At 70.6% G+C, this 26,894-nt stretch carries 24 protein-coding genes; 17 read left to right on the top strand and 7 right to left on the bottom strand.

The features are described from left to right. Positions 1 to 21: 21 nt before the first annotated feature. Positions 22 to 507, bottom strand: coding sequence for a carboxymuconolactone decarboxylase family protein (locus tag ABD987_RS31835; RefSeq protein WP_345402420.1), 486 nt, complete (start codon positions 505 to 507; stop codon positions 22 to 24). Further along, on the bottom strand, positions 507 to 1,580 hold the full coding sequence (locus tag ABD987_RS31830; RefSeq protein WP_345402417.1) for an NAD(P)H-dependent amine dehydrogenase family protein: 1,074 nt from the start codon (positions 1,578 to 1,580) through the stop codon (positions 507 to 509). The genes ABD987_RS31835 and ABD987_RS31830 overlap by 1 nt, the downstream gene beginning before the upstream one ends. Before the next feature lie 1,354 nt (positions 1,581 to 2,934). On the opposite strand from ABD987_RS31830, the gene ABD987_RS31825 reads away from it, so the two are divergent. After that, entirely contained in the window at positions 2,935 to 3,381 is a 447-nt protein-coding gene (locus ABD987_RS31825) for a hypothetical protein (RefSeq protein WP_345402414.1), read from the top strand. 62 nt (positions 3,382 to 3,443) lie between these two features. Here ABD987_RS31825 and ABD987_RS44635 read toward each other — a convergent pair whose 3' ends face one another. Beyond that, on the bottom strand, positions 3,444 to 3,650 hold the full coding sequence (locus ABD987_RS44635; protein ID WP_378214127.1) for a helix-turn-helix domain-containing protein: 207 nt from the start codon (positions 3,648 to 3,650) through the stop codon (positions 3,444 to 3,446). Positions 3,651 to 3,862: 212 nt separating this feature from the next. Here ABD987_RS44635 and ABD987_RS31820 point away from each other — a divergent pair, with 212 nt between their 5' ends. From ABD987_RS31820 to ABD987_RS31810, 3 genes are all read left to right on the top strand, one after another. Continuing rightward, entirely contained in the window at positions 3,863 to 4,093 is a 231-nt protein-coding gene (locus ABD987_RS31820) for a DUF397 domain-containing protein (protein WP_378214126.1), read from the top strand. Positions 4,094 to 4,259: 166 nt separating this feature from the next. After that, entirely contained in the window at positions 4,260 to 5,126 is an 867-nt protein-coding gene (locus ABD987_RS31815) for a helix-turn-helix domain-containing protein (RefSeq protein WP_345402409.1), read from the top strand. Positions 5,127 to 5,201: 75 nt separating this feature from the next. Beyond that, complete coding sequence (locus tag ABD987_RS31810) at positions 5,202 to 6,086, top strand: SAM-dependent methyltransferase (protein ID WP_345402406.1); 885 nt, start codon at positions 5,202 to 5,204, stop codon at positions 6,084 to 6,086. 42 nt (positions 6,087 to 6,128) lie between these two features. On the opposite strand, the gene ABD987_RS31805 is transcribed toward ABD987_RS31810, so the two are convergent. From ABD987_RS31805 to ABD987_RS31795, 3 genes are read right to left on the bottom strand one after another with little or no spacing between them, the layout of a single operon-like run. Beyond that, entirely contained in the window at positions 6,129 to 8,225 is a 2,097-nt protein-coding gene (locus ABD987_RS31805) for an iron ABC transporter permease (RefSeq protein ID WP_345402403.1), read from the bottom strand. A 7-nt stretch (positions 8,226 to 8,232) separates the two neighbouring features. Beyond that, positions 8,233 to 9,207 carry an ABC transporter substrate-binding protein gene (locus tag ABD987_RS31800; protein WP_345402400.1) on the bottom strand — a complete coding sequence of 325 codons (975 nt, stop codon included), beginning with the start codon at positions 9,205 to 9,207 and terminating at the stop codon, positions 8,233 to 8,235. Between the two features lie 38 nt (positions 9,208 to 9,245). After that, positions 9,246 to 10,085, bottom strand: a complete 840-nt coding sequence (locus ABD987_RS31795) for an ABC transporter ATP-binding protein (protein WP_345402397.1) — start codon at positions 10,083 to 10,085, stop codon at positions 9,246 to 9,248. A 197-nt stretch (positions 10,086 to 10,282) separates the two neighbouring features. Here ABD987_RS31795 and ABD987_RS31790 point away from each other — a divergent pair, with 197 nt between their 5' ends. From ABD987_RS31790 to ABD987_RS31755, 8 genes are all read left to right on the top strand, one after another. Next, on the top strand, positions 10,283 to 11,419 hold the full coding sequence (locus ABD987_RS31790; RefSeq protein WP_345402394.1) for a M24 family metallopeptidase: 1,137 nt from the start codon (positions 10,283 to 10,285) through the stop codon (positions 11,417 to 11,419). A 10-nt stretch (positions 11,420 to 11,429) separates the two neighbouring features. Further along, positions 11,430 to 12,716 carry an APC family permease gene (locus ABD987_RS31785; RefSeq protein ID WP_345402392.1) on the top strand — a complete coding sequence of 429 codons (1,287 nt, stop codon included), beginning with the start codon at positions 11,430 to 11,432 and terminating at the stop codon, positions 12,714 to 12,716. Between the two features lie 142 nt (positions 12,717 to 12,858). Continuing rightward, positions 12,859 to 14,295 (top strand): glutamate/gamma-aminobutyrate antiporter GadC, encoded by a 1,437-nt coding sequence (gene gadC, locus ABD987_RS31780; RefSeq protein WP_345402389.1) that lies wholly within the window; start codon positions 12,859 to 12,861, stop codon positions 14,293 to 14,295. After that, on the top strand, positions 14,292 to 14,732 hold the full coding sequence (locus ABD987_RS31775; RefSeq protein ID WP_345402386.1) for a hypothetical protein: 441 nt from the start codon (positions 14,292 to 14,294) through the stop codon (positions 14,730 to 14,732). Before gadC ends, ABD987_RS31775 begins: the two co-directional genes overlap by 4 nt. Positions 14,733 to 14,735: 3 nt before the next feature. After that, positions 14,736 to 16,091 (top strand): dipeptidase, encoded by a 1,356-nt coding sequence (locus tag ABD987_RS31770; RefSeq protein WP_345402383.1) that lies wholly within the window; start codon positions 14,736 to 14,738, stop codon positions 16,089 to 16,091. Between the two features lie 487 nt (positions 16,092 to 16,578). Continuing rightward, positions 16,579 to 17,781: an alcohol dehydrogenase catalytic domain-containing protein gene (locus ABD987_RS31765; RefSeq protein WP_345402380.1), complete on the top strand. Its 1,203-nt coding sequence runs from the start codon at positions 16,579 to 16,581 to the stop codon at positions 17,779 to 17,781. Next, positions 17,705 to 18,388, top strand: coding sequence for an O-methyltransferase (locus ABD987_RS31760; RefSeq protein WP_345402377.1), 684 nt, complete (start codon positions 17,705 to 17,707; stop codon positions 18,386 to 18,388). The genes ABD987_RS31765 and ABD987_RS31760 overlap by 77 nt, the downstream gene beginning before the upstream one ends. Beyond that, the gene (locus ABD987_RS31755; protein ID WP_345402374.1) at positions 18,385 to 19,554 is read left to right on the top strand and encodes a 4-hydroxybenzoate 3-monooxygenase; all 1,170 of its coding nucleotides are present in this window, start codon (positions 18,385 to 18,387) and stop codon (positions 19,552 to 19,554) included. The genes ABD987_RS31760 and ABD987_RS31755 overlap by 4 nt, the downstream gene beginning before the upstream one ends. Positions 19,555 to 19,605: 51 nt before the next feature. On the opposite strand, the gene ABD987_RS31750 is transcribed toward ABD987_RS31755, so the two are convergent. Then, entirely contained in the window at positions 19,606 to 21,420 is a 1,815-nt protein-coding gene (locus ABD987_RS31750; RefSeq protein WP_345402371.1) for a glycoside hydrolase family 15 protein, read from the bottom strand. 202 nt (positions 21,421 to 21,622) lie between these two features. Between ABD987_RS31750 and ABD987_RS31745 the strand changes: the two genes are divergently transcribed. From ABD987_RS31745 to ABD987_RS31725, 5 genes are all read left to right on the top strand, one after another. Next, positions 21,623 to 22,132, top strand: a complete 510-nt coding sequence (locus tag ABD987_RS31745; protein WP_345402368.1) for a DUF1269 domain-containing protein — start codon at positions 21,623 to 21,625, stop codon at positions 22,130 to 22,132. Next, positions 22,129 to 22,590 (top strand): DUF7144 family membrane protein, encoded by a 462-nt coding sequence (locus ABD987_RS31740; protein ID WP_345402365.1) that lies wholly within the window; start codon positions 22,129 to 22,131, stop codon positions 22,588 to 22,590. Before ABD987_RS31745 ends, ABD987_RS31740 begins: the two co-directional genes overlap by 4 nt. Next, positions 22,587 to 23,621 carry an AI-2E family transporter gene (locus tag ABD987_RS31735; protein WP_345402362.1) on the top strand — a complete coding sequence of 345 codons (1,035 nt, stop codon included), beginning with the start codon at positions 22,587 to 22,589 and terminating at the stop codon, positions 23,619 to 23,621. The genes ABD987_RS31740 and ABD987_RS31735 overlap by 4 nt, the downstream gene beginning before the upstream one ends. Before the next feature lie 350 nt (positions 23,622 to 23,971). Continuing rightward, positions 23,972 to 24,184 carry a hypothetical protein gene (locus ABD987_RS31730; protein ID WP_345402359.1) on the top strand — a complete coding sequence of 71 codons (213 nt, stop codon included), beginning with the start codon at positions 23,972 to 23,974 and terminating at the stop codon, positions 24,182 to 24,184. Beyond that, on the top strand, positions 24,181 to 26,826 hold the full coding sequence (locus tag ABD987_RS31725) for a winged helix-turn-helix domain-containing protein (RefSeq protein ID WP_345402356.1): 2,646 nt from the start codon (positions 24,181 to 24,183) through the stop codon (positions 26,824 to 26,826). The genes ABD987_RS31730 and ABD987_RS31725 overlap by 4 nt, the downstream gene beginning before the upstream one ends. Positions 26,827 to 26,894 lie beyond the last annotated feature (68 nt).

The following is a 26,894-nucleotide window of genomic DNA, read 5'->3' as shown; positions in this document are numbered from 1 at the left end:
CGTGAGGGGCGGTCCGGCCCCTCACGACCGGTGGGACGGCAGCACGCAGACGGTGTCCAGGCCGAGGACGTGGTTCAGCCTGCCGAACGCCAGCCACGAACCGAGGCTCATGCTCAGCTCGACGATCTCCCGCTGCGTGTAGTGCGCGGACATCCGCGTCCAGAACTCTTCGTCGAGGTTGTGGTGATCGGTCGCGTAACGCTCGGCGTACTCGGCCGCGAGCCGCGTCCGCTCGTCGAAACGGTCCGTCGTGCGCCACGCCAGCACGGCGTCCGCGAACTCCTCTTCGACCTTTTCGCCGTCGCGTTCGGTGCGCCAGTCGAGACAGAAGACACAGCCGTTGAGCTGCGCGATCCGCAGCCGCGCGGCCTCGAACTCCCGCAGCCCCAACGTGGTGTGCGCGTAGACCGCCAGCGAGAAGTTCGACGCGGCGGTCCCGATGCCGGGCACCAGCTCGCCCCACACGTAACCGATCGGGTCCTTGCCGTCCGGGATGTCGATGTGCATCAACGTTTCCTTCCGAGCTTGCCGGCTGCCGGGCGCAGCGGGACGTCGAGTGCGTCGTACAGACCGGGCTCGGCCGCGGCCAGCCAGTCGATCGCCCCGACGAGCCTGCCGACGGCGGTCGCGTTCCCGCCCGCCGAACGGTTTTCGCCCTCGTCGCTCGCCTCGACGGTGACCTCGATACGTGGCCTGCCCTCGATGATCACGCGGTGCGCGCCGGCACCGCTGGGGGGCATCGGCCAGTCCGGCGCGCACGACGGGTGGATGCGCGTGACGTGCTCGACGACGATGCGTGGCTCGCCGCCGACGAAGCCCCGCACCTCGAACCGCACCGCGCCCTGCGTGCCCGCCTCGAACTCGCCCATGGTCCGCGTGGTCACGGTTTCCTCGAGCGGCCGCCGGTCCAGCGTTTCGCGGATCTCGTCCAGCTCCACGTCCAGCGCCCGCGCCATCAGCCGGATCTGCCCGCCCCACACCATGGTCGGCACCCCGGTCATCAGCATCGGCGGCTGATAGTCCATCGGCTGGCCCATCCCGACCAGGTACCGCACGGAATCGGGCTGTTCGTAGGTCGAGTAGTCGAAGATCTCCTGGCAGCGCACGGCGTCGACGGTGGTGCCCAGCCCGCTGATCAGCAGCGGCAGCACGTCGTTGCCCCAGCCGGGGTCGACCCCGGAGACGAACAGCGAACCGCCGCCGTCCTCGATCGCCGCCAGGACCGGCTCGCGCAGTTCCGGCGGCGCGTTCCGCGGGTCGTAGAGCGGATAGAGCGACGGCGTCACGACGATCGCGCCCGCCCGGATCGCCCGCGTGATGTCGGCGAGCGCGTCGCCGGGCCGGACATCGCCCGACGCGGCGTAGACCACCGCGCGGGGGCGCGCCGCCAGCACAGCCTCGATGTCGCCGGTCGCGGCGACACCCAGCTCGCCCGTTCCGGCCAGCTCGCCCGCGTCCTTCCCGACCTTCGCCCGGTCGTGCACGAGCACCGCGGTCAGCCGTAACGCCGGATGGGCGTCGACGGCCCGGATCGCGGCCCGGCCGACATTGCCCGTACCCCACACCACCGTGGCGATCATTCGGTCGAGTTTTCCCTGGCCGGCACGGAACGCGAAAGGCTTTCGTTCCGGTGAGCGGACCGGACGCCACCGAAGTTCTCCAGCGGTCCGTGAATGCCACATTGAGGGATTCAGAGTCCCTCAATGTGGCATTCACGGACCGTGCCGACCAGACGGGCGTCGTGTCGCCGTGCTGGCGGCGGAGGCGATCGGCTCGTGCGTCGTCGTCGGGCATTCGCTGGGCGGCGCGGTCGCCGTCGAAACCGCCCGGCACCGATCCCGCCCTGATCGAGGGCTACACCAAGAAGGTGAGCGCGATACGCCGGCCCGCGGGCCTGCACGCCCTCGAAGGCCTGGTGCGCTGGGACATGGACGCCGCACTGCGCGAGGTCACCCAGCCGGTCAAGCTGTTCGCCGCGCGCGATCATCGCCCAGGAGGCCGTCGACCGCTACCGCGACCGCGTCCACATCGAACCGGTCGACCTCGGCAGCCACCACTTCCACGTCGAATCCCCCGAAGCGACGGCCGCGCTCCTGGCCACCGAAATGTCCGCTCAGGACTTCCCCACGATCCGGCTCCCCGGCTGCCGCGCGACGAGTTCGCGCGGCAGCCGTGGCATATCGAGGTTTTTCAGTAGCGGTTGGGGGTGTGCTGGTGTCGCGAATGTCGCATTCGTGACACCGCCCTGAGGAGAAGCGCCCCAAGGAGGTCTTCCCGGTAGCGACGGGTAGCCGAGCGAGACATCCACGCCCGGCCACACCCCACCCCTTAGTGAGAAAACCTCATCCGGGGCCCACTCCCTTTCGGCGGACGCCGGGGACTCCGTCGTCACATAACGCGCGTTCTGTCCGAACAAATCCTGGCGCGGGCGTCGAAGCGCGTCAGGAATATTCGCGATCTCTCCGGAACCTGTACCGCGAAGCTCCTATGCGCTTATCTCACACGAGCAGGTGCACGTGCATATGCACAGCGGTAACACAACACCGGGAGGTCCACTCACAAGAAGGAAGCAGCCGACACTCACTCGATCGAGTTACTTGACACCGAAAACACGACTCGATCCCGCACTTTCAAGCAAACCAAGGAGATCCGCACTCACTCATTCGTGTCATGAGCAATTCTCACGTTCTCCTGGCGGCAGCCGCCACGTTCGTCGACAATGTGCCTCGGACGCCGTTTTCCCGCACGAAACGATCTTGCTCCCGCTTACGGGCAAAGATTAGCCGGGTGCAATCATGTCGACGCGGAAGTAACCCCCGGCCGGGAGCACAATGCCGGTTCACTGCTTCTCGCGTGGAACGGCGCGACCCCCTCCGTGAAAGGGAGCCGCGCCTGCGTTGCCAGAAACCCCTGATGATTCGGAGAGTTGACAACATGTCTATTTTAGAGGTTGACCCACCGTCACGGCCAGGCGACCGGGGTGGCGAGCCGTCGCCACGGCGGGCACGGCGGAGGAGGCCGGGCGCAGACCCGGATCCGGCACGGGTCACCATCATCCTCACCGGCGATCTCACGACGCTGTGCCGGGAGCTGCCGCTCGCGCCGGGCACCGAGCAGCGCCGGGCGCGCGGGGCACATCGCAGGCCCGCGCGGTCGGTGCTCGACCTGATCGCCGAAATCGTGGACAACCGCGGCCGGACGCTCCGGGCGCTGTTGCTGGGCAGCGTACTGCTGACGATCCTGCTGGCCGGGGTCGTGCTGAGCGCGCGCAGCGTGCTCGCCGGGGTCGGCGCCGTGCCCACCGCCGCGCTGAGCGTCCTGCTCACCACCGCGATGCGGCGGCAGCGCGCCACGCGCGCCCCCGTGCCCGGCCGGCGCTAGCGGCCGGTCGACGCCGGGCCCGTCTCCCGGGCGCCGCACGGGACGGGCCCGGCGTTTCGCTGTCAGGCCAACGGTTTCCGGCCACGCTTCCGGAGTGTGCCCCGCGCCCGCGGCAGCGCGGCGCGGACGGTTCCGTACGAGCGGCCGATCTCGTCGGCCGGCTGGCGGACACCCGCCCCCGCGCGGTCCGGAAGCCGGACATCGGCCTCCGGCAACGGGCAGCGAAACCGGTGGCTTTTGTTCGCTACCGGCACATTCTCGCGCGCCATTCGCCGACTTATTGATCATTGGCGAATGCCGCTCGGCCACGCGTGCTCGTGCAATAGCACGAGCACCGACAGAAAATGCCGACCATTCGAGTGAACCTATCGCCACGGTGCCCCCGATTCCCCGGCACACCCTTGCGTGCGGAGATATTCCAGTCCGACTCTGGAACAAGAATAATCCAACCTTTCACCGACACTTGACGAGGGGGCCAGTGATGAGGTTCTACGACCCGCACGACGTGCACGACCTGTTTTCCGAGCACGACTGGCAGCGGCCGGGGATGTGCGACCCGCAGGGCGGGGAGTGCGTCGAAGTCAACCTCGGCGACCATGACCTGGTCGGACTGCGGGACACCAAGATTCCCGGCTCGCCCGTCCTGGTCTTCACCGACGAGGAATGGGCGCGCTTCCTCGAAGCCGCCCGCGCCGGGCAGTTCAGCCGTTGACCCCGGCCGCGATGGCCACGGTCCGCTACCGGGCCTCGCCCACAGGTGGCACTGCCCTGGACGGGTGATTGATCCGAACGGGGCAACAGGCACTTCAAGGCGAATGACGGCATCGGGTGTCCTACAATCGGGGGGAATTTCACCCCTGATTGGACGGCACTTTCTTGTGACACGCCAGCCACCCCCCTCGGAATCCGCGCAGGAACTCGGCAAGCTGATCCGCGCGGCGCGGAACCGGCTCGGCCTGAAGCAGAAGCCCTTCGGCGCTCAGATCGGCTACTCCCAGTCCCAGATCAGCAAGTTCGAGAAGGCCACCGCGGTCGTGCCGCGCGCTTATCTGGAGAAGATCATCGACGCGCTCCGGCTTTCCCCGGAGGACGCCAGGCTCGTGTGGGATCTGAGCGACCAGGCCGCCGCCGCGCGCAAGAGCGCCGGGTACGAGCTGGTCGCCACGCCCGAGCACTTCCACGAGATCTACGCACGGGAACAGGAGGCGACCGCGATCCACACCTGGCGGACCGAGCGCGTCTCCGGGCTTCTCCAGTGCGAGAGCTACATGACCGAGCTGTTCCAGCACGGGGCGCGCACCGACATAGACGAGGCCATCCACGAGCGGAAGCTCCGCTCGGAACTGTTCGCCAAGCATCCCGGGCGCGCCTATGAGTTCCTGCTCAGCCAGAGCACCGTGGACCGGCTCTGCCGGGCGCGGACCCACGCCGGGCCGGTCGTCGCGCTGGACCAGCTCAAGCACATGCTGGCCCTGCTCGAAAACCATCCTTCGCTGACGATCCTGATCGTTCCCCTCGACGAGGGGCCGCTTTTCGTCCCGCCCGACTTCCACGTCCTGCGGTTCGACGACCCCGACAAGGACTTCGTCTACACCGAGTCCCTCAACACCGTGAACCGATACGACCGGGACGCCGTCGCCCCGCATCTGGCCCTGTGGCGGGAGCTGGCCGGTGAGGCACTCGACGCCGGCGCGTCACGCGACCTGCTCCGCGAGGCGGCGGCCTTCTGCGCGCGCCGCCTGTAACCCACGTCACGGGCTGCCCCGGCCGGGCGGCTACCTTACCTCCCACCGACGCCGACCCCGGAAAGGAACCACACCGTGTCCGACTCCGCCGAGGAACCGTTCCCCCCGCACGGCGTCGACCTCACCCACCCCAGCCCCGCTCGTATCTACGACTATCTTCTCGGCGGCACCAGCAACTGGGAGATCGACCGCCGGTTCGCCGACCGGATGGTCGCCGACTACCCCGTCGTCAAACCCATCGCCAAGGCCAACCGCATGTTCCTGCACCGCGCCGTGCGGCATCTGGTCAAACGCGGTGTCCGGCAGTTCGTCGACATCGGCTCCGGCCTGCCCACCATGGGCCACGCCCACGAGGTCGCCGACGAACTCGCGCCCGGCCAGGTCAAGGTCGTCTACGTCGACCACGAGCCGATCGCCGTCGCCCACTCCCGCAGCCTCCTGCGCGAACACGGCGACGAGGACCGCCACACCGTCATCCACGCCGACCTGCGCGACCCGGACCGGCTCTGGGACACCATCGCCGACACCGGCGTCGTCGACCTCGACCAGCCCCTCGCGCTGCTGCTGATCGCCGTGCTCCACTTCCGGCAGCCCCCGGCCCGGCCCGGCCCGGACGGCGAAGACCTCGGCCCGGACATCGTCGCCCGTTACCGCGATCTCCTGTCCCCCGGTTCGTACCTCGCCATCTCCCACGCCACCGACCACAACGTGCCCGGCACCCACGTCGAAATGCTCGCCGACCTCAAGACCCTCTACGGCGATTCCAGCAATCCCCTCATCTGGCGCACCCACCAGGAGGTCACCGACCTCTTCGGTGCCTTCACCCTCGTCCCGCCCGGTGTCACCTGGACGCCCCGCTGGCACCCCGAGGAAGCCACCCGCCACGACGACACCACCACCCGGTTCGCCGATCCCAGCGAATCCGTCGTCCTGGCCGGTGTCGCGCGGAAGACCCCTTGACGCGGAACGGTTCTCCGCACGGGCACCACTGTCCTCTGTGGACTAGGCGGGGAACCGCCCGGCACCGGTCCGGTGCCGGTACAGCAGCCACACGAAGTACGGGACGCCGATGATCGCGGTCATCAGCCCGGCCGGGAGCTGGCCCGGCGCGAGCACCGTGCGCCCGATGGTGTCGGCCGCGCACACCAGGATCCCGCCCAGCAGCGCCGCCACCGGCAGCACGCGGGCGTGCCGCCTGCCCACGATCGCACGGGCCGCGTGCGGGGCGACCAGCCCGACGAAGGTGATCACCCCGACCCCCGCGACCGCGGCGCCGGTGAGCAGCACGGCGCACACCAGCAGCAGCAACCGGGACCGGGCGACGGGCACGCCCAGCACCCGCGGGGTCTCGTCGTCCAGCGACAGCAGGTCCAGCTCGCCCCGCATGCGGATCAGCACCGGCACCACCAGCAGCAGCATGAGCGCCATCGGCACGAGGTGCTCGAAGGTCCGGCCGTAGGTCGAACCGCCCAGCCAGGTCAGCGCCTTGGTCTCGTTCCACGGGTCGGACAGGGTGATCAGCAGCGTCACCAACGCCTGTGACGCCGCGTGCACGCCGAAACCGATCAGCACCAGCCGTTCGCTGGCGAAGCCGCCCCGCGCCGCGAGCGCGAACACCACGACCATCGCCAGCGCGGCGCCCAGACCGGCGAACCCGGCCTGCGCCCAGAAACCGACGCCGGACACCAGCGTGATCACCGCGACCGCGCCGAGACCCGCCCCGCCGACCACACCGATCATCCCCGGCTCGGCCAGCGGGTTGCGGGCGACCGCCTGGGTGAGCGCGCCGCCCAGCGCCAGCGCCGCGCCCGCCAGCAGCGCGGCCACCACGCGCGGGACGCGGTTCTCCAGCACGCCGGTGACGATCGGGCCCGCGTGGCCGCTCACCCAGTTGACGACGTCGCCCAGCAGCAGCTTCGCGTCGCCGAGCAGCGTCGCGCCCACGACGACACCCACGGTCACGAGCACCAGCACACCGAGGAGCACCCGGTACCGGGTGGCGCTCACCCCGCCCCGCGCGCCGGCGGCGGGCGGCTCGGCCGCCGTGGCGCTGATCCGGACGGTGCGCGCCAGCACCATGAGGAAGACCGCGCCGAGGATCGTCGTCACCACCCCCGTCGGCACTTCCAGTGCCTTCTGCGCGGTGAACAGCGCGCGCAGTACCACGTCGGCGCCCAGCAGGAGCGCCGCGCCCATCGCGGCGGAGAACGGGATCAGCGCGGCGTGCCGATGCAGGCTCGGCACCACGGACGCGAGCAGCCGCACCAGTGCCGGTGCGGCGAGGCCGACGAACCCGATCGGGCCCACCAGCGTGACCGCCGCCGCGGCCAGCAGCACGGCCAGCACGATCGCGGCGGACCGGATCCGTCCCACGTGGACACCCAGCGTCCTGGCGTGGTCGTCGCCGAGGTAGATCAGGTCGAGCCGCCGGGCCATGCCGAGCAGCGCCACCATCGCCACGCCGACGACCGGGCCGAGCGTGCCGACGCCGCCCAGCCCGTTCTGGCTCAGCGAGCCCTCGCCCCAGGCGAACAGGCCGCGGGTCTCCTGGGAGAACAACAGCAGCAGGACCCGGGTCACCGACATCATCGCCAGCGCGATCGCGGTACCCGCCAGCACCAGCCGCACGATCCCGGTGCCGCCGGTGCCGGACAGCACGAGCACCAGCACCGCCGCGCCCAGCCCGCCCGCGAAGGCGACGCCGGCCGCGCCGAGCAACGGCAGCGAGACACCGAACGCCGCGACGGCGACGACGGCCAGGTGCGCGCCCGCGTTGACCGCGAGCGTGTCCGGCGACGCCAGTGCGTTGCGGGACACCGACTGCAGCACGGCACCGGCCACGCCGAGCGCGACGCCGACCACCAGTGCCGCGAGCAGCCGGGGCAGCCGGGATTCGACGAGTACCGCGGCCGCGTCGTCGGTGCCGCCGCCGAACGCCAGCCGCAGCACGTCCAGCGCGTCCAGGTTCGCGGTGCCCTGGGCGAGGTGCACGGCCGAGCCCAGTGCGATCAGGACGGCGAGGCCGATCGCCAGCAACGCCGGCCGCCCGCGCCGCGCGGCGACGGTCACCGGCGGCCGGGTGCCGGTCAGGGTGTCCACTGTGGAATTACCCCTTGAGCGCGGCGACGGCCGCGTCGACGTACTGCTGCATGGACTTCGGGCCGCCGAACATCCACAGCGAGTCCGGGAAGCGGTGCACCTTGCCGCTCTTGACGAACGACAGGTTCTTCCAGATCGCGTTGCCCGCCAGCTCCTTGCCGAACGGGTCTCCCTCGGCGTTGTTGGCCATGTACCAGAACCGCACGTCGGGCAGCTTGGTCAGGCCTTCGACGTCGGCCTGCGCGAGGCCGTACTTCGCGTCGCCGTCCATGGTCCACGCGGTCTCCATGCCGAGGCGGCGGAACACCTCGGAAACCAGCGCGCCCTTGGTGAACGGCCGGATGCTGACCGAACCGGAGGTGACGTAGGCGTCGGAGAACGCGACCTTCTGCCCGGCCGCGCCCAGCTTCTCCACCTCGGTCTTGCCCGCGGCGAGCTTCTGGTCGAACTCGGACCTCAGCTGCGCGGACCGGGCCTCGGTGCCGGTGGCCTTCGCGATCATGTCCTGCGCGGCGAACATTCCGCCGATCGGGTCCTTGGCGTCGCCGCCGCTGACCACCAGCACCGGCACCTTCGCCTCGATCTGCCCGAGCGCGCCTTCGGTCAGGCTGTCGGTGACGACCACGAGGTCGAGGCCCAGCGAGCCGAGGGTGTCGAGGCTCGGCTCGCCGCGGGTGCCGATGTCCTTGGGGGTGCCGTCGAGCGGGGCCGCGCTCACCCACTGGCCGTAGCCCTTGATGTCGGACACCCCGACCGGCATGACGCCGAGCGAAACCAGGTGCTCGACGCCGTTCCACTCGGTGGCGGCGACGCGCTTGGCCGGATGCGGCAGCTTCACCTCCTTGCCCCGTGAGTCGACGACCGAGACCGGGCCGCCGGCGGCGGGCGAGGTGCCGTTCGCGGGTTCCTCGGTGGTCCCGCAGGACGCCACGAAGAGCAGGGCCGCCGCGGAAAGGCCGAGAATCGTTCTGGTGAAGCGCATGGTTCTCCTGGTTGTTCGCACTGCCCGGACGGGACGGATCAGGCCGGCGGGGTGCCGTCGCCCGCGTCGTTGAAGCGGCCCACCGCCCGGGTGTGGATGCGCCCGTCGGCGGGGCCGACCGTGACGTCCACCCGGATTCCGTAGGCACGGCTGAGGTTCGCCGAGGTCAGCACCTCGCCGGGCGCGCCTTCGGCGGTGACCCTGCCGTCCTCCAGCAGGAGGACGCGGTCGGCGACCGCCGCGGCCTGGTCGAGGTCGTGCAGCACCACCCCGACCCCGACGCCGTGCTGGTCGGCGAGGTCGCGGATGACGTCGAGGATCTCCACCTGGTAGCGCAGATCGAGGAAGGTCGTCGGCTCGTCGAGCAGCAGCAGCGCGGTGTCCTGGGCCAGACAGCTGGCGAGCCATACCCGCTGCGCCTGTCCCCCGGAAAGCGCTTGCACCGGCCGGTCGGCGATGGCGGACAGCCCGGTCAGCGTCATCGCGCGCGCCACGGCCGCGGGGCCCTCGGGGTCGCGGCCACCCCAGCGGGAGCGGTGCGGATGCCGTCCGAACTCGACCAGCTCGCGGACGCAGACGCCGCCCGGTGCGGTCCGCTGCTGGGACAGCAACGTGATCCGCTTGGCGATGTCCTTTCCGGACAGCGCGCGCAGGTCCGCGCCGTCGGCGAAGGTGACCGAGCCCGCGACCGGCGGGTGCAGCCGCGCCAGCGCGCGCAGCAACGTCGACTTCCCGCTGCCGTTGGGACCGATCAGCGCGGTGACGGTACCCGCGGCCAGCGAGATCGACGCGGCGTGCACGACGACGCCGCTACCGTAGGCGACGTCGATCTCACGCGCGGAAACACCGGCGTCGGTGCGAGACGGAGCGAGGGACACGCGAGAACGGTAAAGCCAGGCTTACCTAACCACAAGTCTTGGTGGCGTCCGGCACATCCGGCCCGGCGCGGCCCCGCCCCGCCCGCACGACGGCCGGAGTGTCCGTTCCGGACACTCCGGCCGCGCCCCGCTCACCTTTTCCGGGTGATTTCCCGGCCGCCGAATGTCGTTAGTTTTCCGGCAGAAGGAGGAAAACGATGACGAAATTCGTGCTCCGTGGATCGCCGCCTTTCGCCGAACACGACTACCGTTCGAGGATCAGCCGTGTCGTCGGGCAGGTCGCGGAAGCGGGCCTGGACGGGCTGCTCGTCGCTCCCGGCCCGGACCTGCGCTGGCTGCTCGGCCATCGGGCGGTCTCGGCGGACGGCTTGTTCACGATGCTGGTCCTGCGCCCGGGAACACCGCCGGTGCTGCTCGTACCCGAGCAGGACAGGGCCGCCGCGAAGGCGACACCGGGTGCGTCGTGCTGTGAAATCGTCGCGTGGGACGGCGAAACGGGCCCCTACGACGGCACAGCGCGGTTCCTGCCCGCCGGTGGACGGTACGGGATCTCCGATTCCGCCTGGTCGGTCCACGTGCTCGGCCTGCAGGCGGCCGTGCCGAGGTCGACCTACTGGGCGCTGGGCGAGGTGCTTCCCCTGCTGCGCGCGGTCAAGGACGAGGCCGAAGTGGGCTGTCTCAGTGCGGCGGGCGCGGCGGTGGACGCGGTGTACCGGGAGATCGCCGGGCTCCGCTTCACCGGCAAACGCGAGCACGAGATCGCCGCCGCGCTGGCCGATCTGCTGCGCGAGTTCGGGCACGAACGGGTCGAGGTCACGACCGTGGGAGCCGGGCCGAACGGGGCGAAACCGCACCATGAGCCCGGCGCCAGGGAGATCGGCCCCGGAGACGTCGTGGTGCTGGGCTTCGGTGGCCTGCTGTGCGGCTACGGGTCGGCGACGACACGGACCGTGGTGGTGGGGGAACCGTCCGCGGAGGCGCGGGTGGCGCACGAGGTGGTGCGGGCGGCGCAGCGAGCGGCGTTCGAGGCGGTGACCCCGGGTCTCCCGTGCGCGGAACTCGATCGCGTCGCCAGGGCGGTCGTCGAGGAAGCGGGATACGGACCGTACGCGGGTCGCCGCACCGGGCACGGAATCGGTGTGAGCACCGCCGAACCGCCCTATCTGGTGGCGGGCGAGTGCCAGCCGCTGTTGCCGGGGATGTGCCTCTCCCTCGGGCTCGGCATCCACCTCCCGGATCGGTTCGGGGCGCGCGTCGAGGACGTCGTCCTCGTCACCGAACACGGGGGCGAGAGCCTGAACTCCACGAACCGCGGCCTGCTCGTCGTGGGATGAGGGGGCGGCGATGGGACACGAGGCCGAGGCCGACCGGCGCGGGATGTCGGTGTGGGGCGCGGCGTTTCTCGGGGTGGGATCCATGGTGGGCGCGGGCATCTTCGCGTTGCTCGGCGAGGCGGGCGCGGTGGCCGGGGCGGCGGTGTGGCTGTCGTTCCTCATCGCGGGCGTGGTGGCGTTGCTGCAGGGATACGCCGTGGCCAAGCTGGGCGCGCGCTATCCGTCCTCCGGCGGCGTCGTCGCGTTTCTGCTGCGGGGTTTCGGCGACGGCCACCTGACCGCCGTCGCTTCGTGGCTGCTTTACTTCGCGGTCACGATCGTCACCGCGATGGTGGCCGTGTCCTTCGGCGGTTACGGTTCGGCGTTGTTCTTCGCGGGTTCGCCGGGATGGGCCAGGGTGCTGACGGCCGTGGTGGTGCTGCTGAACGCGGCGCTCACCATCGCGGGCGGGCGGTGGATCAGCAGGGCGCAGACCTGGGTCACGATGATCCTGCTCGCGGTGTTCGCGGTGTTCGTCTGCGCGACCTTCTCCGGGCTCGACACCCACCTGCTGGCGTGGTCGGCCTATCCCCCGGCGACGGACGTCGTGTCCAGTGTGGCGCTGACCTTCTTCGCCTACCTGGGTTTCACGGTGGTCAGCTTCACCGGCGGCGACCTGGTCCAGCCGGAGCGGAACCTGCCGAGGGCGATGTTCCTGGCGCTGGGCATCGCCATCGCGTTGTACGTGCTGATCGCCCTCGGCGTCTTCGGCACCTTGACCGTGCAGCAGGTGATCGACAGTGGGGACACCGCGCTCGCCGCGGCGGCGCGTCCCGTGCTCGGCGACACCGGGTTCGGTTTGATGGCACTCGTCGCGCTGCTCGCGACGTCTTCGTCGCTCAACGCCAACCTCTACGCGGCGACCGGCGCGACCACCGCGCTCGCCGCTTCGGGCACCTTCCCGCCCGTCTTCGGCAGGCACGCCCGGCTCGGCGGGACGCGGGGCCTGACGATTTCGGTGCTTCTGGTGCTCCTGCTGGCGAACCTGGTCGACCTGACCGCGATCGCGTCACTGGGCAGCGTGGTGGCACTGGTGATCTTCCTGCTCACCTCCGTCGCCGCCTACCGGTTGCGGGCCCGGACCCGTTCCCGCGCCGGGGTTCTCGTCACCGGAATCGTGCTGACCTCCGCCGTGCTGCTCGTCTTTCTCGTGCACACCCTCGCGGTCGAACCGGAGACCTTCGGCGGCATGCTCGGCGTCGTCGTGCTGGCGATCGTGGTGGATCGGGTGTGGACCCGGGCGCGCGATCGCCGGTGACGCGGTGCTTTTCACCCGCCACAGGTGAATCGGCGCGGCCTCGCCGGTTCTTACCTTGATCCGTGTACCTGCCCGTCACCGGCGAAGGGATGAAGCGAGTGAAAGCGGGATCCCGGCACAGCACACAGATCACGGGGACGTCATGAGTCCCGCGGACACGGTACGAAGCCGTCCCCGCCCCTCGGCGGCGACGTGGATCTCCTGGACGACGCTGGCCCTGATGACCACGAGCTCGGTGGCGAGCCTGCGCCCGGCCCCGACCATGGCCGTCTACGGACTGGCCTGTGTCTTCCTCTACGTGGTGCCCGCGCTCGTGTTCCTGTTGCCGACCTCGCTGGTGTCCGCGGAGCTCGCTTCCGGCTGGGAGGGCGGCGTCTACAACTGGGTGGCGCGGGGAATTTCGCGCCCCGCGGGGTTTTTCGCGGTGTGGTGCCAGTTCGCGATGACGATCTTCTACTACCCGAGCCTGCTCGGCTACGTGGCCAGCACGCTGGCCTACGTGTTCGACCCCTCGCTCGCGGGCAGCGGGCTCTGGACGGCCGCGGTGATCATGGTCGCGTACTGGTCCGGGGTATGGATTTCCTCGCGCGGCACCAAGGGCGTCGCCGGGCTGGCCAGCGGGGGCCTGGTCGTCGGCACGCTGGTTCCCGGGGCGGTGCTGGTGGTGCTCGGCGTCGTCTTCCTGCTCAAGGGACACGCCCCCGCCGCGCCGATGAACGCCGGTGACCTGCTGCCCCCGTGGGCCGGGCTGGCGAGCCTGGTGCTGATCGTCAACAACTTCCTGTCCTACTCCGGCATGGAGATGAACGCCGTGCACGTGTCGTCGCTGCGTAAGCCGGCCAGGGAGTTCCCCCGGGCGATGTTCCTGGCCATGGGCCTGGTCCTGGTGATCTTCGTGCTGCCCGCGCTGGCGATCAGCTGGGTCGTGCCCGCCGAGCAGCTGTCCCTCACCGCCGGGGTCATGCAGGCCTTCGACGCGGTGTTCGCCCAGTTCGGCGGCCAGTGGCTGACCCCGGTCGTCGGTGTCCTGCTGGTCGCCGCGTCGCTCGGGGGCATGGTGACCTGGCTGGCCGGTCCGTCCAAGGGGCTGCTGCTCATCTCCCGGCAGGAAGGCTATCTCCCGCCCTGGCTGCAAAAGCGCAACAAACACGGGGTCCCGCGGAACATCCTCGTCGCCCAGGGCGCGATCACCACGCTCATCGCGCTGCTCTACGCGTTCGTCCCCGACGTTTCGAGCGCCTACTGGATCTTCTCGGTGATCACCACGCAGGTCTACCTGATCACGTATCTGCTGATGTTCGTCGCCGCGTTCCGGCTCCGGCGTACCGCGCCCGGTCACCCGCGCGGCTACCGGGCGCCGATGCTCGGCGTGCTCTGCGGTGTCGGATGCGCGGCGTCGCTGGCGGCGCTGCTGGTGGGTTTCGTGCCGCCATCCCAGTTCGGTTCCGGGAACGTGGGCGCCTACGTCGTGGTCGTGGCGGGCGGCGCGCTCGGCCTCGGCCTGCTCGTGCCGTTCCTGTTCTACCAATTCCGCAAGCAGTCGTGGAAACAACCGGCGCCGGAGGAGGCCACCTCATGACGACCGCGGAATCCACGCGCCGCGAGCGCCTCCTCCTGTACGGCGTCTGCGCCGCCGTGGTGCTGATCCTGCTGGGGCTGGCGGTGTTCATCGGACGGACCGCGCGGCAGGGGCCACGCGTGGAGCAGAAGGCGGACCAGCTCATCGCGGCGCTGACCATCGCGGGGGCCCGGCCGCCCGCCCGCGAGCAGATCGTCCGCGTGCTCGGCGACGACGGCGGCGCGGTGTGCGCCGGCCCGGACGACGCCCTGCGCCGGGCCACGCTCGCCACCCGGGTGAGCGACGGCGCGGCCGGGCCGGGCGCCCGGCCCGTCACCGTGGACCGCCGGCTCGTCGTCGGGGAGACGCTGGTGATCACCATCTACTGCCCGGACAGGTTGCCGCGGTTCCAGCAGTTCGTCTCCTGGCTGCGTACCACCACGACGACCGGAGGATGAGTCATGGACCTGCGACCCCGCATCGCCGATCTCCTGCCACGCGCACGGTCGGAACTGGCCGAGCTCGTCGCGTTCCGCTCCGTCGCCGACCCGGCCCGGTTCCCGCCCGGGGAGTGCCACCGCGCCGCCCGATGGGTCCGCGACAAGTTCCTCGAACTCGGGTTCGCCGACGCGCGGCTGGTGGACACCTCCGACGGCAGCCGGGCGGTGCTCGGCTCCCGTGGCCGCGCCGGCCCCGACGCGCCGACGGTGCTGCTGTACGCCCACTACGACGTGCAGCCCCCGCTGTCCGAAACCGCCTGGCAGACACCGCCGTTCCGGCTCACCGAGGTCGGCGGACGCTGGTACGGGCGGGGCGCGGCCGACTGCAAGGGCAACATCCTCATGCATCTCACCGCCCTGCGCGCGCTGGACAGTGCGGTACCCGACCTCCCGGTCAACCTCAAGCTCGTCGTCGAAGGCTCCGAGGAACAGGGCACCGGCGGCCTCGAGAACTTCGTCGCCGGAAACGCCGAGCTGCTGCGTGCCGACGCGATGCTGATCTGCGACACGGGCAACGCGGCCGTCGGCGTGCCCGCCGCGACGGTGAGCCTGCGGGGCATGGTCACCCTCACCGTCACCGTCGAAACCCTCGCCACCGCCGTGCATTCCGGCATATACGGCGGTGCCGCGCCCGACGCGCTCGCCGCACTCGTGTCGACACTGGCCACCCTGCGCGACGACCGGGGTGACACCACCGTGTCGGGGCTGGCCAACACCCAGCGGTGGACGGGTGAACCGTATCCGGCCGAGCGCTTCCGCGGTGACGCCGGCGTACTCGACGACGTCGATCTGCTCGGCGACGGCACCGTCGCCGACATGCTCTGGGCCCGGCCCGCCGTGACCATCCTCGGCATCGACTGCCCGCCTGCGCGGGGCGCGGCCAGTGCCATCACCCCGCACGCCGCCGCGCGGCTCAACCTCCGCGTGCCGCCCGGAACCGACGCGGCGGACGCCCGCACCGCGCTCATCCGGCACCTGCACGCCGCCGCGCCGTGGAACGCGCGGGTCACCGTGCGCACCCACGCGACCGGCGCGCCCTTCCTCGCCTCCGTCACCGGTCGCGCCCACCGGGCGCTCGCCACCGCCATGCGCGAGGCCTACGGCAGGCCGATGACCACGCTCGGCCAGGGCGGGTCGATCCCGCTCTGCACCGCCCTCGCCGAAACCTGTCCCGACGCCGAACTGCTCCTCATCGGCGTCGAGGATCCGCGGGCCGCGATCCACGCCCCCAACGAAAGCGTCGACCCACGCGAACTCGCCACCATGGCCCTCGCCGAAGCGCTGTTCCTCCGCCACTACGCGACCGGCGCTCACTGACCGGATCCGTGGCCACGTTCGCGAGTTTCGGCCGCACTGCGCGGTGTCGCGATGGCGCATCGCCGACGTTGAGCGCTGTGAAGGCCGAGTCCGGGGCACTCAGGTCCCCGAAGGTGGCCTTCAGAGACCTGAGCCCGGCGAGAAACCTCACCAAGGCACCTCCGACCGATATGCGGCATGTGCGGATATTCGGTCAGCTGACCCGCCGAGGCCGAAACGACCTCGGTTCGTATCCGAAAGTACCTTTCAGTGGACAATTCCCCGCGCGGCGCGGTAAGAAACCTGTTCTGCTTCCACAGATACCCGGCGATGTCCTTTCGGGCACTGTCTCTTGTGGATCGCGGGGCGTCATCCTAAGCTGATCTTGCAGGATAGTTCATCTTCAGCTTTGAAACATCAAAACCGCAAAGGTTCTGAAACGTTGTTCGCGGGCCGATTGTGCCCATTATGTCGCGAACCACGGAAAGTCGAGTGTGATATCAGTGAAATGTTCGCGATAGTGGCCGCCAACGGCGCCCGGATGCGCGCGCTGATGCTGAGCGCTCCGGAAAACGCTTCCCGGTTCGGCCGACTGGACATCGTGAGCCTGCCGGTCCCGGTCCCCGGCCCCACCGAGGTGCTGGTACGCGTCGGGCTGTGCGGCATCTGCGGCACCGACTTCGACGCCTGCCGGTTCCATCCCGACAACACCCCCACGTTCGGCGGACCTCTCGAACTGCCGGTGATACTCGGCCACGAGGCGTCGGGCGAGGTCGTCGCCGTCGGGGAGCTGGTGACCCGGGTGCGGCCGCACGACCTCGTGGCGATGGAGAGCGTCCTCGCCTGCGGCACCTGCGACACCTGTCTGGGAGGCCGTCGTAACCAGTGCGAAAACGCGGTACTGGCCGGTCTGACCGCCCCGGGCGCGCTCGCCGAGTACGCCGTGGTGCCGCAGACGGCCTGCCATCGGCTGAACCTGTTGCGCGACCACGGCTGGAGCCAGGAGGACACCCTCCTCGCCGGAGCTCTCCTGGAACCTCTGGGATGTGTCTACAACGCCTTGTTCGTCGAAGGCGGCGGAATCCGTCCCGGGGAGTGGGTGACGGTCCACGGACTCGGGCCGCTCGGCCTGTTCGCGGGCCTGCTGGCCAGGATCGCGGGGGCCAGTCGGGTCATCGGCCTGGATCCGCGGGCGGATCGGCGCGATCTCGCCGCGCGCCTCGGCTTCACGGGGTGTCTCGATCCGGCCGAACATCAGCTGGAGAACCTCGATGCCGAGGTGCACGTGGAGGCCTCGGGCGATCCCGCGGCGACGCTGCCGATCATCGAAAACCACCTCCGGCCCGGCGGGCGCGTCGTGCTGGTTTCCCGGACCGACGTACCCGTACTGGTCGATACGAATCCCTGGGTTTCGAACGCGGCGAAGCTGGTGGGTGCGCGAGGCCACTGTGGCGCGCTCTTCCCGTCCCTGCTGAACCTGTTCGCCGCCGGGCAGCTCGATCCCCGCGCGCTGGTCGGGCAGGTGCTCTCGCTGGAGGACGTCCCCGGCCAGTTGTCCGGCGACCGCACCCCGGCCGCCGGAAAGACCATCGTCCACATTGCTCAGCTCGCCGGACCACAGGAGGAGAACAGTCTTGTCCGTCTCAGTCAAGGCGATAGCGTGCACCCCCGGGCTTCACCGGTATCTGGTTCACCACGGGCGAGCGGCTGACCCGCTGCTGGAGGAGCTGGCACGGGTCACCAGGGCGGCCGTTCCGGAGCTGGCGCACATGACGCTGCCGCTGGAGGAAGCGACGCTGCTGACCTTCCTGGCCAACCTCACCGCCGCGCGCACGGTCGTCGAGGTCGGCATGTTCACCGGTTCTTCGACGATCGCGCTCGCCAGGGGCCTTCCGGCGGACGGCCGAGTGCTCACCTGTGAGATCGACTCCCGCTTTCTCGAACTCAGCGCTCCCTATCTCGAACGCGCCGGCGTCGCGGACCGGGTCGACGTGCGCGTCGGTCCCGCCTTGACCACCCTTCGCTCGCTACCGCCCGCCCCGCACCTCGACCTGGTGTTCATCGACGCCGACAAGCCCAGCTACATCGGCTATTGGGAAGAGCTGGTGCCGCGGGTGCGGCCGGGCGGTCTGCTGATCGTGGACAACAGTCTCTTCTCCGGTGAGGTGGTGAGTCCCGAGCCGGGCACGAAGGCCGCGGCGGTACACGCGTTCAACGAGCACGCGCGCGCGGACGAACGGGTGGAACTGGTGATGCTGAACGTGGCGGACGGCATCACGCTGGCCCGGCGCCTCGACGAGCAGGACAGAGAGGAATGAGCGCCCTGGTCGCCGTGGTGGGCGCCGGCCCGTCCGGGCTGGTGCTGGCCAACATCCTGCATGACGCCGGGGTACCGACGGTGGTGTTCGAACGCGCGAGCCGCGCGCGGGTGGAACACCGGGCCAGGGCCGGGATGATCGAGTACGGCACCGTCCAGACGCTGCGTGCGCACGGGCTGGCCGACGGGCTGTTGCGATCGGGCACGATCCACCGCAGCTGTGAGTTCCGGTTCGCGGGCGAACGTTTCATCCTGGACTACGGCCGGTTCACCGGTGAACGCACCCATTACGCCTACCCGCAACAGTTCCTCGTCCGCGATCTGATCGACCGGTTTCTCCGGAACGGCGGGGAAATTCTTTTCGATACCCCGGTCACCGCGATATCCGGCCTCGATTCCGGGCGGGCAGTGGTCGGGTTCACCGACACGACAGGCAACGAACGCGAATTGCGGGCGACCTTCGTCGCGGGGTGCGACGGCGGTCTCGGCGTCTGTCGCCGGATGGTGCCCGGCCTGGAGCGGCACACCGTCACCAACGACTACCGGGCCGGTCTGCTCGCCGTTCTTTCCGCGACACCGCCGATCACCACCGACATGGTCTACGCGCTGCACCACGACGGCTGCGCGATTCACGCCTTGCGCACGCCCGAAACGAGCCGGTTCTACCTCCAAACCGCCCCGGGAGACGACCTGACCGCATGGGACGACGAGCGGATCTGGGCCGAGTTGCGCCGCCGGTTCGCCGTGGCCGAAGGCACCTTGCCCAGCCCGGGACGTGTCCTGGAGAAGACCTTGGTCGCCATGCGGTCCACGGTGACGGAAGAACTACGTCATGGCAGGATGTTCCTGGTCGGTGACGCGGCGCACACCATCACCCCGTTCGGCGGCAAGGGAATGAATCTCGCCATCGCCGATGCCGCCGATCTCGCGAGGGCCGTTCTGCTCGCCGTCCGGACGGGCGACGATCGCCGGCTGGCGGGATACAGCGCGAAAGTGAACCAGCGAGTGTGGGCGGTTCAGGAGTTTTCGCACTCCATGATCGATCTGCTGTGCGCGTCGACCGACGGGGATCCGGAATTCCACTACCGGCTGAAGGTCGCGCGCCTGAACAAGTGGCGCTCCTCCTCGGCGAAGGCCGCCGGTTTCGCCGGCGACTACGCCGGCTGACGGTTCACCGTGAAATCGCTGACGCCCTCGGCGCCGCCGTGACGCGCGTGGTCACGGCGGCGCCGGCGCGCCGTCCAGCGCGTGGTCGAGGGTGCGGGCGGCGTCGATGAGCGCGAGGTGGGTGCCCGCCCGAGGGAAACTGCCGAGTTGCTCACCGGTCAGGCCGATCTCACCGGCGTACAGGCCGACGTGGTTGGCGAAGGTCAGCATCTTCTCGAACACGAACCGGGCCTTGTCCGGGTAGCCCGCGCGGGCCAACGCGCGGACGTAGCCGAAGGTGCCCGGCGAAAACGCGCCCTCGCCCGCCGGCGACGCGCCGGGGTCGTGGCGGTGGACGAGGCTGTCGGTGACTAGGTCGGCTTCGATGCTTTCCAGCGTCGCCAGCCATCGCGGGTCCTGCGGAGTGAGGAAGCCGACCTCCGCCATCCGCAGCAGTGACACGTCGAGGACGTCGGAACCGTACCGCTGGACGAAGGACTGCCGCACCGTGCTCCAGCCGTGCTCCCAGATCTGCTCGTAGATCCGGTCCCGGTGCGTCCGCCAGGTCTCCAGCGGGCACGGGCGGCCGTGTGCCGTCGCGAGGCGGATACCGCGGTCGAAGGCGACCCAGCTCATCAGCCTGCCGTAGGTGCGGTCGGCCCTGCCTCCGCCGTCCTCCTCCGGCCGGTTCCAGTTCCCGGCCAGCCAGCCGAGCAGGTCCGACAGCGCCGCCCAGCCCTGGTGACCGACCCCGATCCCCCGCAGATCGGCCTGGTGGACGGTGTCGAACAGTTCGCCGTAGACGTCGAGCCGGAGCCGCTCCCCCGCCCCGTCGCCGATCCGCACCGGACTCGAACCGCGATAACCCGTCCAGTGCCCGAGCGACTCCTCTGGTAGATCCGGCGAGCCGTCCACGCGGTACACGGCCTTGAGCGGACCGGCGGCTGAACCGTTCTGCCGCTGGTAACGCTCCCCGAGCCAGCGGACGAAATCGGCGGCCTCCTCGGTGAAACCCAGGCCGAGCAACGAGGAAACGGCGAAGGAGGCGTCCCTGATCCAGGTGTGGCGGTAGTCCCGGTTCCGCTCACCGCCGATCCGTTCCGGCAGGCCCGCGGTGGGCGCCGCGACCATCGCCCCGGTCGGCGCGTAGGTCAGGAGCTTGAGCGTGATCGCCGACCGGCCGACCGCCTCGCGCCAGCGCCCCCGATAGCTCGACCGCGCCAGCCAGGACCGCCAGAACCGCACCGTGTCGTGGAATTCCCGCTCGACCTCGGCGACCCGGATCGTGCGCGGCTGCCCCTCGGCGCCGGATTCGAGCACCACGCCGCGGACCTGGCCCGCGTCCAGGGTCACCGAGCCGTAGACACCGCCTTCGAGGACATGGATGTGCGCCAGCCTGGGGTCCCCCGGTTCCCGGACGGCGTGCAGGGTCAGCGCGCACTTCCCGCTGTCGAAGAGCGCGCCGTCCTCAGTGACGCAGGTGGTGTGCTGGCGCCTGCCGTAGTCGAAGCGCGGGACCACGTCCACGGAAAAGGCGACCCGCCCGCGCACGCAGCGGACCATCCTGATCAGCCTTCGGCCGGGCGTGGCCCGCCAGCGCGAAGCCGGTGGCATGAAGTCGACGACCTCGGCGGTGCCCGACGCGGTCATGAACCGGGTGATGAGGATCGCGGTGTCCGGGAAGTACAGCTGCCGGGTGGTGTAGGGCCGCCGGACGGGCCGGATCCGGCAGTGGCCGCCGTCGTGGTCCAGCAGCGCGGCGAACACGCTCGGCGAGTCGAAACGCGGGCAGCAGAACCAGTCCACGGTGCCGTCGGTGCTCACCAGCGCCGCGCTCTGCAGATCGCCGATCAGCCCGTGATCGGCGATCAACGGGAAATGGTCCACGGGAGAACTCCTTGCCGGGTAAGGATTCTACGGTTTCCGTCCACAATGGCGCGTGCCCCGTTCCCCGGCCTCACCCCGGCCGGATGAGATCACGCGGCACGTGCCGCCCCGCCGCGCTCACCCGGCGGAGGTGATGCGCCGGACGCCGCGCCGGGGTGCGATGGCCGCTGTCACCTCACACAGTTCGGAAAGGACGGTGACCGTGCAGACACTGACCATCTGGCTGTTCGACTCGGCCGAGGGCGCGGACCGCGCGGCGGAGTCGCTGAAAACCCTTGCCGGGAAACGGCTCATCACGGTGCACGACGCCGCGGTGGTGTCCTGGCGGGAGGGAAGGGACAAACCGAAACTCCGGCAGCTGCACAACCTGACCGGCCGCGGCGCGCTCTCCGGAGCCTTCTGGGGAATGCTCTTCGGCCTGATCTTCCTCGTCCCGCTGCTCGGTGCCGCGCTCGGTGCCGCCGCCGGGGCACTCAGCGGATCGCTGAGCGACTACGGCATCGACGACGACATGATCCGCCAGGTCAGGGCGGAGATCACCGAAGGGACTTCGGCCCTGTTCGTGCTCAGTTCGGGCGCCGTCGTCGACCGGGCCCGCGAAACCTTCGCCGGTCAGGCGAGGCCCGAGCTGATCTTCACGAACCTGAGCGCGGAACAGGAAAAGACCCTGCGCGACACCTTCACCACGGAACAGGAAACGGGGACGCGATGAGCGAGCATTGGGGTGCCGGAGCGGATCTCACCGGGCACGGCACGGCCGGGAGGCCGGAGCACCGCCGACAGTCGATGTGGGCGGGCTGGCTCGCCTTCGCCGGCGTGCTCATGGTCATCCTCGGGGTGTTCAACGCGATCGCGGGAATCGTCGCCCTGTTCCACCGCGGGTACTACGTCGCGGGTCCGGAGTACTCCCTCGTGCTCACCCTGAACGGCTGGGGCTGGGCACATCTGATCGGCGGTGTCGTGGTGGCGATCTCCGGTGCCGCGCTGTTCTCCGGCAGCGTGTGGGCCAGGCTGGTCGCGGTGCTCTGCGCCACCGGCACCGCGCTCACGCACCTGGTGTTCCTCTCCGCCCATCCGGTGTGGTCGGCGATCGTGATCGCCCTGTGCGTCATGGTGATCTGGGCGGTCGTAGTCCACGGTGCGGACGCGCGGACCGGCTCGCCGTGGTGAGTCCCCCGCGGGCGCTCGTGCTGTTGCTGGGCACGGCCGCGGCCGTGGTCTGCGTCGCCGGCGTCAAGGCCATCGCCTGGTTGGCCGCGCCGACGTTGCTCGCGGCCGTCGTCGTGCTCACGCTCGGCCCCGTGCACGGCTGGTTGCGGCGCCGCGGTTTTCCCCGCTGGGCGGCGACGACGGCGCTCGTCGTGTCGGTCTACGGGACACTCGCGGCGTTCACCGTGGCACTGGTGGTGTCGGTGACCGAACTGGCGGCACTGCTCCCGCGGTACGCCGAACGGCTCACCCGGCTGGTCGCCGACGCCACCGACGCGCTGGGACGGCTCGGTATCGGGCCGTCCCGGCCGCGGGAGGTCGCGCCCGCCCTCGACCCCGGCAAGCTCCTGTCGTACCTCGGTTCGCTGCTGTCGGACCTGACCGGGGTCACCACGAGCCTGGTGTTCCTGCTCGGGCTGCTGCTGTTCCTCAGCACCGGGATCGCCGACGCCGAGCGCAGGCTGGCCGGGATCGCCGACGACCGGCCTCGCACCGCCGAAGCGCTGCGGGACTTCGCCCGCCGGGTCCGCCGCTACCTGGTGGTGACCACGGTTTTCGGGCTCGTCGTCGCGGCATTGGACACCGCGGCGCTGCTCCTGCTCGGTGTGCCGCTGGCGGTGTTGTGGGGACTGCTTTCGTTCGTGACCAACTACATCCCGACCATCGGCTTCCTGCTCGGCCTCGCCCCGCCCGCGCTGCTCGCCCTCCTCGACGACGGCTGGCGGGCCATGCTGGCGGTGCTCGTGGTCTACGGCGTGCTCAACTTCGTGGTGCAGTCCCTGATCCAGCCGCGTTACGTGGGCAACGCCGTCGGCCTGTCCGCCACCGCCACGTTCGTCGCGCTGGTGTTCTGGTCCTGGGTGCTCGGCCCGCTCGGCGCCCTGCTGTCGGTACCGGCCACCCTGCTGGTACTGGCCGTACTGGCGGACACGCCCCGCCGCGGCTGGGTCACCGCGCTGGTGGGATCGGCCTCGCGCCGGGACGGGAGCTGACCAGGCGAAGCGCGTTGCCCGCCACCGCGTGCCCCAACGGTGACGGGCAACGCCCGTCCGACGGTGTCACCGTCGCTGTACCTTCGCCGCCCGACCCCCCGAAGGTGGCGGCCCGGCCAACACGTTCGAGAATGCGTGCCGCGGGCCCCGCGCTCTTCCCCTGCGGCGGATGAACAACGCACCGGCCGGTTCGTCACGCACGGCGAGAAATGCTTGCCGGCGGCCACTCTTCGCGACGAAGGATTCGTGCGAGCGACGCTGACTCACCCGCCTCGGAGGAGGTGACCACCGGAAGTGGTGAGCAAGATCGGTTCCGCTTCAGCCGTTGCCGGAACGAAGGGAGACACCAGATGGGCACCGTGCCACGTCGACGGTCCGGATCGAGGGCCGCCTTGGCCGGGATCGTCATCGCGCTGCTGCTCTCGGCCCACCGGGGACCGCGGCACTTCCCGCTGGACGCCGTACTTTCCGGACTCGCCTTCGCACTGACCGGGACCTCCCGCGCCGTCACCTTCGTCGGGCACCTCGTCGCCACCGTGGCCACGTCAGGCGCCGGCCGGTGACCCCAGGGAACGACCGCGAGGAACCGGCCGTGGTGCCACCGTCCAAACTCGCCCCGCCCGCGCCGGCCTGTGCCGTCCTGGAACGGGACCGGCTGCTCAACGCCCTCGACCACGCCACCGGCGGCGACGTGTCCAGCGTGACGCTGCTCAACGCCCCGGCGGGGTCCGGGAAGACCGTGCTGCTCGACAGCTGGCTGCGGCGAAGATTCCGGCTGCGTCCCGAGGCGGAGCACGTGGCGTGGATTTCCCTGGACACCGAGGACAACGACGTGCATTCGCTGTGGTCGTCCCTGCTCCACGCGCTCCGCCTCGGCACCGAGGACCCCGCGCTCCCGCGGCCGCCCCTGGCGCGGGACGTCCCCGCGCACGAATGCGTCACGGCCTTCCTCGAGGCCTGCCACAAACTCACCCCGCCGGTACTGCTGGTACTGGACAACGTGCACGAGCTGTCCGCACCGGACGCGGTCGAAAGCCTGAACGCCCTGCTGCGCTACCTGCCCGCCGGGGTGCGGGTCGTCATCGCGGCGCGTTTCCCGCCGCCGCTCATCCTTTCCCGGCTCCGGCTCGAGGGCCGGTTGCGGGAAATCACCCCGCGTCAGCTGAACTTCACCGCGCAGGAAGCCGAACGATTGCTGGCCGAACAGGACCTCAGGCTGACGAAGGCCGAGCTCGACACGGTGCTGGAACGCACCGAAGGCTGGGCCGCGGGGCTGCGTTTCCTCGCGCTGTCACTGGCATCCGCTCCCGAAGCCGGCCGCACCGTCGGCGCGTTCACCGGCGACGACCGGCTGCTGGCCGACTACCTGTCCGAGGAGGTCGTCGGGCAGCAGCCCGCGCACATCCGCGACTTCTTGCTGAGCACCTCGGTGTGCCCCGACGTCACCGACGAACTGGCCACCCGGCTGACCGGGCAGGAGAACTCCGGGCAGATCCTGGCGACCCTGACCCGCACCAACTCCCTGGTCACCCGGCACGGTCACGACGGCTCCCGGTACCGCTGTCACCCGTTGCTGCGCGACTACCTGCGTGCCGAGCTCACGCGGCGCCATCCGAGAGCCTATCGGAGCCTCCACCGGTCGGCGGCCGAATGGTTCACCCGTTCCGGCGACGTGCTGACCGCTTTGGAGCACGGCATCGCGGCACGGGACGAGGAACTGATCACCCGTCACGTCCAGCGGTTCGGCCTCCATACCGTCCTCAAAGGACACGGAGCGCGGCTGCGCGCGCTCTTCGACGCGATGCCGGACCACGTTCTCGCCCGGCCGCCGGTGGCACTGGTCGCCGCGGTGACCGCGCTCGACGGCCACGACGTCACCGCCGCCGACCGGTTTCTCCGCAGGGTCGACAACTCGGCCCAGCCACTGCGTTCCACCCGCCTGCGCGCCCTGCACGCCGTCGCCGCGCTCTACCGGGCCAGATACGGCGGGCGGCTCGACAAGGCGCTCGCCGAACTCGGCACCACCGCCGCGGGCGACACCGGCGACGCGGACCTCGACCTGCTCGCGCTCGTCAACCGCGGTACCGCGGCGCTGTGGCTGGGCGACGTCCCGGCCGCCGCCGGTGACCTGGAACGCGCGCTGCGGACGGCGACGGTGGAGGGGCACGACGCCGTCAGCCTGCACTGCGAAATCCACCTCGCCGGGCTGGCGGGGACCCGGGGTGACTCGGCCGAGCTCACCGAGCGCACCGGGGCCGCGCGGGCGCTGGCCCGGTCCCGGGGCTGGCACACCTCTGGGCGCTGCGCGCTGCTCTACGCGGTGCTCGGTGCCGCCGCCTACCAGCAGTTCGACGACGAACGCGCCCGGCGGCTCGCCGAACTGGCCGAGCGGCTGCTCCCCCCGGCCGTGGACCCCACCACCGAACTGTTCGTGGTGACCCTCCGCGCGGCGGCCGCGTTCGGCGTCGCCGAGGACCCGCACGCGGTCGTCGAAGCGTTGCGCGGCCACGGAAAACGGCTCGCGGGCGAGATACTCGCCCCCGGCCTCGTGGCCTACACCGCTCCGCTCGAACAACGTCTCGCCCTGCGGGTGGGAGAACCCGCCTGGGCGGCGGACGTGGCCGAACGCCACCGGCCCCAGCTCGCCCCCTACGCCGAGCACGCGCTGCTCGCCACGCACCTGCACGTGCACCGGGGGAAGACCGGTCCCGCGCGCCGCCGCCTGAAACCCGTCCTCGACGGGCAAACCCGGCCGCTGGTGGCCCACACCCTCATCGACGCCTGGCTGCTCGAAGCCCTGCTCGCCGACCAGGCCTGCGAACTCAACCGGGCACACGACGCCGTCGCACGCGCGCTCGAACTCGCCGCGCCGCATCGCGCGCTACGCCCGTTTCACCATGCCGGGCAACACATCCGCGAACTGCTCGTGCGTGGCTCCGGCCGCTTCGGCCGCGACGAGGAGTTCGCGGGCACCGTGCTCCAGGCGTTGCCCGCCGAAGCCGTGGTACCGGTCGATCCGCTGACCTGCCGCGAACTCGAACTCCTCACCGAGCTGCCGTCGATGCGCACCACGGAGCAGATCGCCGATTCGCTGTTCGTCTCGGTGAACACCGTCAAGACACATCTGCGCGGCATCTACCGCAAACTCGGTGTCAACCACCGCCGCGACGCCGTCCTCGCCGCCCGGCGACGAGGACTGCTCTGAGCGTCGCGCCTCCCGGGTGGGCCCGGGCCCCGCGCGGCGGGTTCCCCACGCCGGTGGGCCCGGGCCAC

The sequence above is a fragment of the Amycolatopsis samaneae genome, from assembly GCF_039541975.1.
Classification (GTDB): domain Bacteria; phylum Actinomycetota; class Actinomycetes; order Mycobacteriales; family Pseudonocardiaceae; genus Amycolatopsis; species Amycolatopsis samaneae.
This window is presented reverse-complemented; position numbering and strand designations above follow the sequence as displayed.